Raw genomic sequence first — 13011 nt, 5'->3', positions numbered from 1 at the left:
GACCCTATTGGCATTTATTCAGGAAAAGCCGGGAAGTATAGCGGGGCATGGGGCCGAGGGCGAGCGGGGCGGGACCGGCTGGAGAAAGCTTTCTGTAGGAGCTGCCGAAGGCTGCGATCTTTTGATGTTGCTTTTAAAAAACAAAATCAAAAGATCGCAGCCTTCGGCAGCTCCTACAAGGGACGTTATTCGTACTGGCTGAGCAACCGTTCCATGCGCGCCTCAAGGCGGCGTTTGATTTCGGTTTCGATGTGCGGCGCGAAGTCGTCGATCACGTCTTGCATGATCAATTGCGCGGCGGCGCGCAGTTCGCGGTCCAGGTGCAGCAGGGAGTCCGGGCCTTTATCCACAGGTGCAGCAGGTGCGGGGGCCGGCGCGGCCGGCGGTTCGATGGCGGGCGGCGTGGCGTCGACGGCCTCGAACAGCATCGGAATCTGTTCCTGTTCGCCCTCATCGACCGTGTCGGTCAGCAGGGGCGGTTGCAGGTTGTCATCGCCGAGCAGTTGGCGGATCGATTCGAGATCGTCCAACAGATGCGCGGGCTTTTGCAGCGGTTTTGGAGTGTCCATCGGCGTACTCAGAGTCGCTGTAAACGGTGATCTTGCAGAGGATAGCCCTGTTCGCGGTAGAAACGGAAACTCTCCCGAGCCGCCGCGCGAATCGTCGGATCTTCCACCACCACTTCCGCCACACGGGCGAATTTGCTGGCGAAGGCCGGGACTTTCAGGTCGAGATTGACCAGCAGATCCTGGTGCGCGCCACAGTCAGCGCCCACCCCCAGCACGATCAAACCGTCCGGTTCGCTGTCGGCGGGGCCGTGAGGCACGAAGGTTTCGCCCTTGAACGCCCACAGGCGTGCATCGAGGTCGTCACGCTGGGCAACATCGCTGCAATGCAGGTAGATGCGGTGGCCCATGCGCCAGGCTTTCTCGGTGAGCTTGCAGGCAAAGTCCAGCCGGGCCGAAGGGTCGGCGCTGGGCAGGATATAGAAGTCGACTTTGGTCATTGCGGTTCCTGAGCCTCGAACGGCATCACCGCAAAGTGACGCCGCTCAGGTTCATCGGTTTCAGGCTTTGGCGCGGTCCAGCAGGTATTGGGTCAGCAGTGGGACCGGACGGCCAGTGGCGCCCTTGTCCTTGCCGCCGCTGGTCCATGCGGTGCCCGCGATGTCCAGGTGCGCCCAGTTCAGGTTCTTGGTGAAGCGCGACAGGAAGCACGCGGCGGTGATGGTGCCGGCCTTTGGTCCGCCAATGTTGGCGATGTCGGCGAACGGGCTGTCCAGTTGCTCCTGGTATTCGTCGAACAGCGGCAGTTGCCAGGCGCGGTCGTCAGCAGCCTTGCCGGCGCTGAGCAGTTGCTCGATCAGTTCGTCATTGTTGCCCAGCAGGCCGGAAGTGTGTGCACCCAGTGCCACGACGCAGGCGCCGGTCAGGGTGGCGATGTCGATCACCGCTTGCGGCTTGAAGCGCTCGGAGTAGGTCAGGGCGTCGCACAGCACCAGACGGCCTTCGGCGTCGGTGTTGAGGATTTCCACGGTCTGGCCGCTCATGGTGGTGACGATGTCGCCCGGACGCGAAGCGGTGCCGCTCGGCATGTTTTCCGCGCAGGCGAGGATGCACACCAGGTTGATCGGCAGCTTCAGCTCAAGCACGGCACGCAGAGTACCGAACACGCTGGCGGCGCCGCCCATGTCGTATTTCATCTCGTCCATGCCGGCGCCCGGTTTCAGGCTGATGCCGCCGGTGTCGAAGGTGATGCCCTTGCCGACCAGCGCGTAAGGCTTCTCGGACTTCTTGCCGCCGTTGTATTGCATGACGATCAGGCGTGGCGGTTGGGCGCTGCCCTGGCCCACGGCGTAGAACGAGCCCATGCCCAGGGATTTGATCTTCTTCTCGTCGAGGACTTCGACTTTCAGATCCTTGAACTCTTTGCCGAGGTTCTTCGCCTGTTCGCCGAGGTACGTCGGGTGGCAGATGTTCGGCGGCAGGTTGCCCAGGGTGCGGGTGAAGGCCATGCCGTTGGCGATTGCCGTAGCGTGGTTCACGGCGCGCTGCACTTCGGCCTGAGCGGCCTTGATGGTCAGCAGGGTGATTTTTTTCAGGGCGCGCGGTTCGGCTTTCTGGCTCTTGAACTGGTCGAAGGTGTATTCGCCGTCCACCAGGGTTTCGGCCAGCAGGCGGGTCTTGCCGTAGCTGTCGCGGTTTTTAACGATGATTTCATCCAGCGCCAGCACGGCGTCGCTGCCGCCCAGGCCTTTCAGGGTGTTGAGGATGCCGGCAACGATTTTGCGGAACGGACGGTCGCCCAGTTCTTCATCCTTGCCCACGCCGACCAGCAGCACGCGCTCGGCCTTGAGGTTCGGCAGGCTGTGCAGCAGCAGGCTTTGACCGACCTTGCCGGCCAGATCGCCACGCTTGAGCACGGCGCTGATCGCGCCACCGCTCAGCTCGTCGACCTGTTTGGCGGCGACGCCGAGTTTGCGGCCTTCGCCGACGGCAACCACCAGGGTGGCGGTTTTCAACGTTTCTGGGCTAACGCTTTTTACAACCAGTTCCATGTCCGGATCCCTGAATGAATGGTCAACACACAGGCGTTCGACGGTGTCCGCAGTCGCCTGCTTATAGATAGAAGAGACGCAGGCCAGTGCCCGCGACAAAGGCCGCAGTTTGAACCTCGCTCCCTGCGCCTGACAACCCTCGGCGGCACGATCTTCAACCGATTACACGCTTGGGTGAGTGTGCGCAGTGACAGGCGCCCTCAATCACAGGATAATGCCGCATCTTTTTTCGACGGCTCTGCCTTGCGGGTCGCTCGAAACGTTTGCTTGTTTGGCCGCCTTAGCCTGACAACCCTGGAGTGTCTGGTTTGATCGTCTTCCGTTATCTGTCCCGTGAAGTGATGTTGACCCTGAGCGCCGTCAGCGCCGTGCTGCTGGTCATCATCATGAGCGGTCGCTTCATCAAATACCTTGCCCAGGCCGCTGCGGGCCAACTCGATCCGGGATCGCTGTTCCTGATCATGGGTTACCGTCTGCCCGGTTTCATGCAACTGATCCTGCCGCTGGGCCTGTTTCTCGGGATCCTGCTGGCGTACGGCCGGTTGTACCTCGAAAGCGAAATGACCGTGCTCTCGGCCACCGGCATGAGTCAGCAGCGTCTGCTGCGCATGACTCTGTTTCCGGCGACCCTGGTGGCACTGGTGGTGGCGTGGTTGAGCCTGAGCCTGGCCCCGCAGGGCGCCAATCAGTTCCAGCTGTTGCTGAACAAGCAGGACGCCCTGACCGAGTTCGATACCCTCGAGCCCGGCCGTTTCCAGGCGCTGCGTGATGGCACCCGGGTGACCTACACCGAGACCCTGACCGACGATCGCGTCAACCTCGGCGGCGTGTTCATCTCGCAGAAGAACCTCGGGGCCAATCAGAAGGACCGCGGGATTTCCGTGCTGGTGGCCGAGAAGGGTCGTCAGGAGATCCACCCGGACGGCAACCGCTACCTGATCCTGCACAATGGCTATCGTTATGACGGCAGCCCGGGTCAGGCCGATTACCGCGCAATCAAATACGACACCTACGGCGTATTGCTGCCCAAGCCCGATGCCAGCGACGAAGTCACCGACCGCGACGCGATGCCGACCTCGACTCTGCTGAGCAACGACGACGAGCGTTCCAAGGCTGAACTGCAATGGCGCCTTTCGCTGCCGTTGCTGGTGTTCATCGTGACCCTGATGGCGGTGCCGCTGTCGCGGGTTAACCCGCGCCAAGGGCGTTTCCTGAAGCTGCTGCCGGCGATTCTTCTTTATATGGCTTACCTGACCATCCTGATTGCCGCCCGCGGCGCCCTAGAAAAAGGCAAGATTCCACCGGCTCTCGGCCTGTGGTGGGTGCACGGGATCTTCCTGGTCATCGGTCTCGGCCTGCTGTACTGGGAACCATTGCGCCTGAAGCTGGCCAGCCGTCGCAGCGCTGCGCTGGAGGTGGCCCGTGGTTAAACTCGACCGTTATATCGGCAGCAGCGTATTCGTGGCGATCATCGCCGTGCTGGCGATTATTCTGGGTCTGGCGACCCTGTTTGCCTTCATCGACGAGATGAGCGACGTCAGCGATACCTACACGCTGACCGATGTGCTGAGCTTCGTCATGCTCACCGCGCCGCGCCGTCTCTATGAAATGCTGCCGATGGCCGCGCTGATCGGCTGCCTGATCGGCCTTGGCAGTCTGGCCAGCAGCAGTGAGCTGACCGTCATGCGTGCGGCGGGTGTGTCCATCGGGCGCATCGTCTGGGCGGTCATGAAGCCGATGCTGGTGCTGATGCTGGCCGGCGTGCTGATTGGCGAGTACGTGGCCCCGGCCACCGAAAGCATGGCCCAGGCCAATCGCTCGCTGGCGCAAGGCAGCGGCGACGCGCAAAGCGCCAAGCACGGCATGTGGCATCGTCAGGGTGAGGAGTTCATCCACATCAACGCCGTGCAACCCAACGGCCTGCTGTATGGCGTGACCCGCTATCACTTCGACAAGGAGCGCCACCTGCTCAGTTCCAGCTTCGCCAAGCGTGCGGAATTCGACGGCAAGCGCTGGCTGCTCAGCGACGTGACCACCACAGTGTTTCACGAGCGCAGCACGGAAGTGCTGAACGCGCCGAGCGAGGAGTGGGACGTGTCGCTGAGCCCGCAACTGCTCAACACCGTGGTGATGGCGCCTGAGTCGCTGTCGATTTCCGGTCTGTGGGGCTACATCCACTATCTGGCGGACCAGGGGCTGAGCAACGGTCGCTACTGGCTGGCATTTTGGGTCAAGGTGTTGCAACCGCTGGTCACCGCCGCGCTGGTGCTGATGGCGATCTCCTTCATCTTCGGTCCGTTGCGCTCGGTGACCCTCGGTCAGCGGGTGTTCACCGGTGTGCTGGTGGGCTTCACCTTCCGCATCGTTCAGGATCTGCTCGGCCCATCGAGCCTGGTGTTCGGCTTCTCGCCACTGTTCGCGGTGCTGGTACCGGCCACGGTGTGTGCGCTGGCCGGGGTCTGGTTGCTGCGACGGGCCGGCTGATGGCCGCGTTGTTGCCAGCGCTTTAACCGCGAAAACGCCTCGGTCGACAGATCGGGGCGTTTTCGTATGCAATCCGGGTGACAGGTGAACGTGACGCTTGCGCCGTGTATCAGGTACAATTCCCGGCTATTTTTCGGCGGGCCAAGCCTGCAGCCTTTTTGAGTGTTGATCCGTGAGTGATTTGAGTCATATCCGCAATTTCTCCATCATCGCCCACATTGACCATGGCAAGTCGACGCTGGCTGACCGTTTCATCCAGATGTGCGGTGGCCTGGCCGAGCGTGAAATGGAAGCCCAGGTACTGGATTCCATGGATCTGGAGCGCGAACGCGGGATCACCATCAAGGCCCACAGCGTTACTCTCTATTACAAAGCCAAAGATGGCGTCACCTACCAGCTGAACTTCATTGACACCCCGGGCCACGTCGACTTCACCTATGAAGTCAGCCGTTCCCTGGCCGCGTGTGAAGGTGCGTTGCTGGTGGTCGATGCCGGTCAGGGTGTTGAAGCCCAGTCCGTGGCCAACTGCTACACCGCGATCGAGCAGGGCCTCGAGGTCATGCCGGTGCTGAACAAGATCGACCTGCCACAGGCCGAGCCTGACCGCGTCAAGGACGAGATCGAGAAGATCATCGGCATCGACGCCACCGACGCCGTTACCTGCAGTGCCAAGACCGGCCTGGGTGTCGACGAAGTGCTCGAGCGTCTGGTCGCGACCATTCCCGCGCCAACCGGCAACATCGAAGATCCGCTGCAAGCGTTGATCATCGACTCCTGGTTCGACAACTACCTGGGCGTTGTCTCCCTGGTGCGCGTGCGTCATGGCCGCGTGAAGAAGGGCGACAAGATCCTGGTCAAGTCCACCGGCAAGATCCACCTGGTCGACAGCGTCGGCGTGTTCAACCCGAAACACACCGCCACCGCAGACCTCAAGGCCGGCGAAGTGGGCTTCATCATCGCCAGCATCAAGGACATTCACGGTGCACCGGTGGGTGACACCCTGACCCTGAGTTCGACGCCGGACGTCCCGGTACTGCCGGGCTTCAAACGCATCCAGCCACAGGTTTACGCCGGTCTGTTCCCGGTCAGCTCCGACGACTTCGAGGACTTCCGCGAAGCGCTGCAGAAACTGACCCTGAACGACTCGTCGCTGCAGTACACCCCGGAAAGCTCCGACGCCCTGGGCTTCGGCTTCCGTTGCGGGTTCCTCGGCATGCTGCACATGGAGATCATCCAGGAGCGCCTGGAGCGCGAATACGACCTGGACCTGATCACCACCGCGCCAACGGTAATTTTCGAGCTGGTGCTGAAAACCGGTGAAACGATTTACGTCGACAACCCATCCAAGCTTCCGGATGTGTCGGCCATCGAAGACATGCGCGAACCGATCGTGCGTGCCAACATCCTGGTTCCGCAGGAACACCTGGGCAACGTCATCACCCTGTGCATCGAGAAACGCGGTGTGCAGGTCGACATGCTGTTCCTCGGCAATCAGGTGCAGGTCACTTACGACCTGCCGATGAACGAAGTGGTCCTGGACTTCTTCGACCGTCTCAAATCCACTAGCCGCGGCTATGCTTCGCTGGATTACCATTTCGATCGTTACCAATCGGCTAATCTGGTGAAACTGGACGTGCTGATCAACGGTGACAAGGTCGACGCCCTGGCGTTGATCGTGCACCGCGACAATTCGCACTTCAAAGGTCGCCAGTTGACCGAGAAGATGAAAGAACTGATTCCTCGTCAGATGTTCGACGTGGCGATCCAGGCGGCCATTGGCGGTCAGATCGTTGCACGGACAACCGTCAAGGCACTCAGAAAGAACGTATTGGCCAAATGCTACGGCGGTGACGTAAGCCGTAAGAAAAAACTGTTGGAAAAGCAGAAGGCCGGTAAGAAACGCATGAAGCAGGTCGGCAACGTGGAAATTCCACAAGAAGCCTTCCTTGCCGTGCTCAGGTTGGAATAGTCAGGTCCTATGTCACTAAATTTCCCGCTGTTGCTGGTCATCGCCGTGTTCGTCTGCGGCCTGTTGGCGTTGCTCGATCTGTTGATCCTGGCACCGCGTCGGCGTGCTGCCATTGCCTCTTATCAAGGCAGTGTCAGCCAGCCAGAAGCCGTGGTGGTCGAGAAACTGAACAAAGAGCCGTTGCTGGTTGAATACGGCAAGTCGTTCTTTCCGGTGCTGTTCATCGTGCTGGTGCTGCGTTCGTTCCTGGTGGAACCGTTCCAGATCCCGTCCGGCTCGATGAAACCGACCCTGGACGTTGGCGACTTCATTCTGGTGAGCAAGTTTTCTTACGGGATCCGCCTGCCGGTGATCGACAAGAAAATCATCGAAGTCGGTGATCCGCAGCGCGGTGATGTGATGGTGTTCCGCTACCCGAGCGACCCGAACGTCAACTACATCAAGCGTGTAGTCGGCCTGCCGGGCGACACGGTGCGTTACACCGCCGACAAGCGTCTGTTCGTCAACGGCGAGTCGATTGCCGAGCAACTGGTCGGTTCCGAGCCAGGCACGCTGGGCAGCGCGGAGCTGTACAAGGAAAAACTCGGCGCTGCCGAACACCTGATCCGCAAGGAAATGAGCCGCTACCGCGCTACCCCGGACCATACCTGGACCGTGCCGGCCGGTCATTATTTCATGATGGGTGACAACCGCGACAACTCCAACGACAGTCGCTATTGGGATGATCCGAACATTCCCAAGGATCTGCTGGGCATGGTTCCCGACCAGAATATCGTCGGCAAAGCCTTCGCCGTCTGGATGAGCTGGCCGGAACCGAAACTCAGCCACCTGCCGAATTTCTCGCGGGTTGGCCTGATCAAGTAATCAATCACGGCGCTGTTGACCACAGCGCCGAATGCATTTCTGGAGTCGACACAAATCGGCGCCAGGGCATGAAGCCACGATATTCAGGACGTCATTTTTGAACACAGCGTTAATTGTCCCAGGCCTGCGCCGTACCCCGGCGATGGCGGTGGAATCCAGCCACGAACTCAGCGTGGGTAAACCGTGAGCGTTTCTCTAAGCCGTCTCGAGCGCCAGCTCGGTTACACCTTCAAGGATCAGGAGCTGATGCTGCTGGCCCTCACGCACCGCAGCTTTGCCGGGCGTAACAACGAACGCCTGGAATTCCTCGGCGATGCCATCCTCAACTTCGTTGCCGGCGAGGCACTGTTCGATCGCTTCCCGCTGGCCCGCGAAGGCCAGTTGTCGCGTTTGCGCGCACGCCTGGTGAAGGGTGAGACACTGGCCGTGCTGGCCCGTGGTTTCGACTTGGGTGATTACCTGCGTCTGGGCTCGGGCGAGCTGAAAAGCGGTGGCTTCCGTCGCGAATCGATTCTGGCCGACGCCCTCGAAGCGTTGATCGGTGCGATCTACCTCGACGCCGGCATGGACGTCGCCCGCGAGCGCGTACTGGCCTGGCTGGCCGGCGAGTTCGAAGGCCTGACGCTGGTCGATACCAACAAGGACCCCAAGACCCGTCTGCAGGAACACCTGCAATCGCGCGGTTGTGAACTGCCCCGCTATGAAGTGGTGGATATCCAGGGTGAGCCGCACTGCCGTACCTTCTTCGTCGAGTGCGAAGTTGTCTTATTGAATGAAAAAAGCCGAGGTCAGGGTGTGAGCCGTCGTATTGCCGAACAGGTAGCGGCCGCCGCAGCACTGATTGCCCTGGGCGTGGAGAATGGCAATGACTGATACAAACGCAACTCGCTGTGGCTACGTTGCCATCGTCGGCCGTCCCAACGTCGGTAAGTCGACGCTGCTCAACCACATCCTTGGCCAGAAGCTGGCGATCACCTCGCGCAAGCCGCAGACCACCCGCCACAACATGCTCGGGATCAAGACCGAGGGGGACGTGCAGGCGATCTATGTCGACACCCCCGGCATGCACAAGGGTGGCGAAAAGGCCCTGAACCGTTACATGAACAAGACCGCTTCGGCGGCGTTGAAAGACGTCGACGTGGTGATCTTCGTGGTCGACCGCACCAAGTGGACCGAAGAAGACCAGATGGTTCTGGAGCGCGTGCAGTACGTGACCGGCCCGCTGATCGTCGCGCTGAACAAGACCGACCGCATCGAAGACAAGGCCGAGCTGATGCCGCACCTGTCGTGGTTGCAGGAACAGCTGCCGAACGCGCAGATCATTCCGATTTCCGCGCAGCACGGGCACAACCTCGAGGCGCTGGAAAAGGTCATCGCCGATCATCTGCCGGAGAACGATCACTTCTTCCCGGAAGACCAGATCACCGACCGCAGCAGCCGCTTCCTTGCCGCCGAACTGGTGCGCGAGAAAATCATGCGTCAGATGGGCGCCGAGCTGCCGTACCAGATCACCGTCGAAATCGAAGAGTTCAAGCAGCAGGGCAAGACCCTGCATATTCACGCGCTGATCCTCGTCGAGCGTGACGGTCAGAAGAAAATCATCATTGGCGACAAGGGCGAGCGCATCAAGCGCATCGGCACCGAGGCGCGCAAGGACATGGAGCTGCTGTTCGACTCCAAGATCATGCTCAACCTGTGGGTCAAGGTGAAGGGCGGCTGGTCCGACGACGAACGTGCACTGCGTTCACTGGGTTACGGCGACCTGTAAGCGATTCGAAGATCAAAAGATCGCAGCCTTCGGCAGCTCCTACAGGTGTACACAAGACATTGTAGGAGCTGCCGAAGGCTGCGATCTTTTTTGCAATCCCGACCGGGAAACAACGTTTATGTCGCAAACCCCACCTCCCGCCCAACTCGCCTACGTCCTGCACTCTCGCGCCTATCGCGAAACCAGCGCGCTGGTCGATTTCCTCACGCCGCAAGGTCGGTTGCGGGCGGTGCTGCGCAGTGCGCGGGGCAAGGCCGGGACGCTGGCGCGACCGTTCGTGCCGCTGGAAGTGGAGTTTCGTGGCAAGGGTGAGCTGAAGAATGTCGGGCGCATGGAAAGTGCCGGTAACGCGACCTGGATGGTCGGCGAGGCGCTGTTCAGCGGCCTCTATCTCAATGAACTGCTGATCCGTCTACTGCCCGCCGAAGATCCGCACCCGGCGGTGTTCGAGCATTACGCCGCGACCTTGCTGGCGCTGGCCGAAGGTCGTCCGCTGGAACCGCTGCTGCGTTCCTTCGAATGGCGCCTGCTGGACGATCTCGGTTACGGCTTCTCGATGAACACCGACATCCACGGCGAGCCGGTGGCTGCGGATGGCCTCTATCGCCTGCAAGTGGATGCCGGGCTTGAGCGTGTCTACCTGCTGCAACCGGGCCTGTTCAACGGCGTTGAATTACTGGCCATGGCCGAAGCCGACTGGACAGCCCCCGGTGCACTCTCGGCAGCCAAGCGTCTGATGCGTCAGGCGCTGGCGGTTCATCTGGGCGGTCGTCCCCTCGTCAGCCGCGAGCTATTTCGCAAGCCCTGATATGCTGTGCGCCGAATCTTTCCCTTCAGGAGCGCATCCGTGACCACCAGCAATCGCATTCTTCTTGGCGTGAACATCGACCACGTCGCCACCCTGCGTCAGGCCCGTGGCACGCGCTACCCGGATCCGGTCAAGGCAGCGCTGGACGCGGAAGAGGCGGGCGCCGACGGCATCACCGTGCACCTGCGTGAAGACCGTCGGCACATTCAGGAGCGCGACGTGTTGCTGCTCAAGGATGTGCTGCAGACCCGCATGAACTTCGAAATGGGTGTCACCGAAGAAATGATGGCGTTTGCCGAGCGCATCCGTCCGGCGCACATCTGCCTGGTCCCGGAGACCCGTCAAGAGCTGACCACCGAGGGCGGTCTGGATGTGGCGGGGCAGGAAGAGCGCATCAGGGCGGCGGTCGAGCGCCTGTCGAAGATCGGCAGCGAAGTGTCGCTGTTCATCGATGCCGACGAGCGTCAGATCGCCGCGTCCAAGCGCGTCGGCGCACCGGCCATCGAGCTGCACACCGGGCGTTACGCCGATGCCGAAACACCGAGCGAAGTTGCTGAAGAGTTGAAGCGTGTGGCGGACGGTGTGGCGTTCGGTCTGGCTCAGGGTCTGATCGTCAATGCCGGGCACGGCTTGCACTACCACAACGTCGAAGCTGTGGCGGCGATCAAGGGCATCAACGAACTGAACATCGGCCATGCGCTGGTGGCGCATGCGTTGTTCGTCGGCTTCAAGTCGGCTGTTTCCGAGATGAAAGCGTTGATCCTGGCTGCCGCTTTGAAGGGCTGAAGATCAAAAGATCGCAGCCTTCGGCAGCTCCTACAGGTTTTTGAGTACACCTGTAGGAGCTGCCGAAGGCTGCGATCTTTTGCTTTTAGAGCGGGGCTGGCTCCTGCGCCGGCTTGGTCTTGTCGATCCCCGGCACATGCAGATTGCCTTCAGCCACCTGGTCGCCTTCAAGCTGCGGCTGGGTTACCCAGGTCAGGATGTCGTAGTAGCGACGGATGTTCGCCACGAAATGCACCGGCTCGCCGCCCCGGGCGTAGCCGTAGCGGGTCTTGCTGTACCACTGCTTCTGCGACAGGCGTGGCAGCATCTTCTTCACGTCCAGCCACTTGTCCGGGTTCAGGCCCTCGCGGGACGCCAGTTTGCGTGCGTCATCGAGGTGGCCGCTGCCGACGTTGTAAGCCGCCAGGGCGAACCAGGTGCGGTCCGGCTCCTGAATCGATTCGTCGAGCTGATCCTTCATGTAGGCCAGGTATTTGGCGCCGCCCATGATGCTTTGCTTGGGATCGAGACGGTTCGATACGCCCATGGCCTGAGCCGTGTTCTGGGTCAGCATCATCAGGCCGCGCACGCCGGTCTTCGAGGTGACCGCAGGTTGCCACAGCGACTCCTGATAACCGATGGCCGCGAGCAGGCGCCAGTCGACTTTCTCTTTCTTGGCGTAGGTCTTGAAGTGCTGTTCGTATTTGGGCAGGCGCTGCTGCAAGTGCTGGGCGAAGGTGGTGGCGCCCATGTAGCCGAGGACATCGACGTGGCCGTAATAACGGTCCTTCAGGCGCTGCAGGGTGCCGTTTTTCTGCACCTTGTCGAGGTAGGCGTTGATCTCGTTGAGCAGGCTGTTGTCTTCGCCGGCGGCCACGGCCCAGCTCTGGCTGCGCGCATCGCCAAGGTCGAAGGCCACGCGGATGTTGGTGAAGTACACCTGGTTCATCGCCACTTCGTTGGAATCGACCAGCGTCAGGTCGATCTGGCCTTCATCGACCATGCGCAACAGGTCGACCACTTCAACGGCGTCGGATTCTTCGTATTCGATACCAGGAAATTTCTTTTTCAGCTCCGCCAGCTGTTCGGCGTGGGTGCTGCCCTTGAGCACCATGATCTTCTTGCCGACCAGATCACCGGGATCGGTCGGCCGCGACTGGCCGTTGCGGTAGATGATCTGCGGGGTGACTTCGAGGTAGGAGTGGGAGAACCGCACCTGCTTCTTGCGTTCTTCGCTGCTGACCAGGCCGGCCGCCGCCAGCACCGGGCCGTTCGGTTTGCCGATCTGGTCGAACAGGTCGTCGAGGTTGTCGGCCGTCTCGATCTTCAGCTCGACCCCCAAATCGTCGGCGAAGCGCTTCACCAGCTCGTATTCGAAGCCGGTTTCACCGCTGCGATCCTGAAAGTAGGTGGCGGGGCTGTTACGGGTAATCACCCGCAGCACACCATCCTCCTTTACGCGCTCGAGTGTGTTGGGTTTATCAACACAGCCACCGAGCATCAGGAAGAGTCCGGTTGCGATCAGCCATTTGGCGTACCGCGGACGCAAAGCCGTTGGGAAAAACATCTGCGCAGTATACGCAAACGGCTGCGGGCGCCATATCTCGACAGTGAAGGGCTTGTCTGCTAGAGATCACAAATCTGGCCGAAACCCCGCAGGAATGGGGCTAAAGGGCATTTTGTTACAGTAAAAATAAGCCGGCGTCACAGCCCCGTTAAATCTGACTTCAAAGGCAGAAACACAGATTGATATCCGAGTGCAACCGTGCGTAGCGTTTCGGGTGATGTTGAGGGCG

At 60.8% G+C, this 13011-nt stretch carries 12 protein-coding genes; 8 read left to right on the top strand and 4 right to left on the bottom strand.

What is annotated here, in order from left to right; all coding sequences use genetic code 11:
- Positions 1 to 185: 185 nt before the first annotated feature.
- The 3 genes from HBN98_RS03645 to HBN98_RS03635 are packed head-to-tail and all read right to left on the bottom strand — an operon-like array spanning position 186 to position 2557.
- On the bottom strand, positions 186 to 569 hold the full coding sequence (locus tag HBN98_RS03645; RefSeq protein WP_083366935.1) for a DNA polymerase III subunit chi: 384 nt from the start codon (positions 567 to 569) through the stop codon (positions 186 to 188).
- Positions 570 to 577: 8 nt separating this feature from the next.
- Entirely contained in the window at positions 578 to 1006 is a 429-nt protein-coding gene (locus tag HBN98_RS03640; protein WP_064586093.1) for a DNA polymerase III subunit chi, read from the bottom strand.
- Positions 1007 to 1066: 60 nt separating this feature from the next.
- Positions 1067 to 2557 carry a leucyl aminopeptidase gene (locus tag HBN98_RS03635; protein WP_083366934.1) on the bottom strand — a complete coding sequence of 497 codons (1491 nt, stop codon included), beginning with the start codon at positions 2555 to 2557 and terminating at the stop codon, positions 1067 to 1069.
- A gap of 308 nt (positions 2558 to 2865) precedes the next feature.
- Between HBN98_RS03635 and lptF the strand changes: the two genes are divergently transcribed.
- From lptF to pdxJ, 8 genes are all read left to right on the top strand, one after another.
- Entirely contained in the window at positions 2866 to 3987 is a 1122-nt protein-coding gene (gene lptF / locus HBN98_RS03630) for an LPS export ABC transporter permease LptF (protein ID WP_083366933.1), read from the top strand.
- Entirely contained in the window at positions 3980 to 5041 is a 1062-nt protein-coding gene (gene lptG, locus HBN98_RS03625; RefSeq protein ID WP_064586096.1) for an LPS export ABC transporter permease LptG, read from the top strand. Before lptF ends, lptG begins: the two co-directional genes overlap by 8 nt.
- Positions 5042 to 5213: 172 nt before the next feature.
- A complete protein-coding gene (gene lepA, locus HBN98_RS03620; RefSeq protein WP_003221926.1) occupies positions 5214 to 7010 on the top strand; it encodes a translation elongation factor 4 in 1797 nt (598 codons plus the stop codon).
- Between the two features lie 9 nt (positions 7011 to 7019).
- On the top strand, positions 7020 to 7874 hold the full coding sequence (lepB, locus tag HBN98_RS03615; protein WP_083366932.1) for a signal peptidase I: 855 nt from the start codon (positions 7020 to 7022) through the stop codon (positions 7872 to 7874).
- Between the two features lie 183 nt (positions 7875 to 8057).
- The gene (gene rnc / locus HBN98_RS03610) at positions 8058 to 8747 is read left to right on the top strand and encodes a ribonuclease III (protein ID WP_024011703.1); all 690 of its coding nucleotides are present in this window, start codon (positions 8058 to 8060) and stop codon (positions 8745 to 8747) included.
- The gene (gene era / locus HBN98_RS03605; RefSeq protein ID WP_064586098.1) at positions 8740 to 9642 is read left to right on the top strand and encodes a GTPase Era; all 903 of its coding nucleotides are present in this window, start codon (positions 8740 to 8742) and stop codon (positions 9640 to 9642) included. The genes rnc and era overlap by 8 nt, the downstream gene beginning before the upstream one ends.
- Before the next feature lie 118 nt (positions 9643 to 9760).
- On the top strand, positions 9761 to 10450 hold the full coding sequence (gene recO / locus HBN98_RS03600; protein ID WP_083366931.1) for a DNA repair protein RecO: 690 nt from the start codon (positions 9761 to 9763) through the stop codon (positions 10448 to 10450).
- Between the two features lie 39 nt (positions 10451 to 10489).
- Positions 10490 to 11236 carry a pyridoxine 5'-phosphate synthase gene (gene pdxJ, locus HBN98_RS03595; RefSeq protein WP_083366930.1) on the top strand — a complete coding sequence of 249 codons (747 nt, stop codon included), beginning with the start codon at positions 10490 to 10492 and terminating at the stop codon, positions 11234 to 11236.
- Between the two features lie 85 nt (positions 11237 to 11321).
- Here pdxJ and mltF read toward each other — a convergent pair whose 3' ends face one another.
- Positions 11322 to 12782, bottom strand: a complete 1461-nt coding sequence (gene mltF / locus HBN98_RS03590; RefSeq protein ID WP_082920283.1) for a membrane-bound lytic murein transglycosylase MltF — start codon at positions 12780 to 12782, stop codon at positions 11322 to 11324.
- Positions 12783 to 13011 lie beyond the last annotated feature (229 nt).

Origin of the sequence: Pseudomonas koreensis, assembly GCF_012986595.1 — a bacterium.
In the GTDB taxonomy this organism is placed as follows: Bacteria; Pseudomonadota; Gammaproteobacteria; order Pseudomonadales; family Pseudomonadaceae; genus Aquipseudomonas; species Aquipseudomonas koreensis.
The sequence above is the reverse complement of the archived record's forward strand: the minus strand, read 5'-3'. Positions and strand labels throughout refer to the sequence as shown.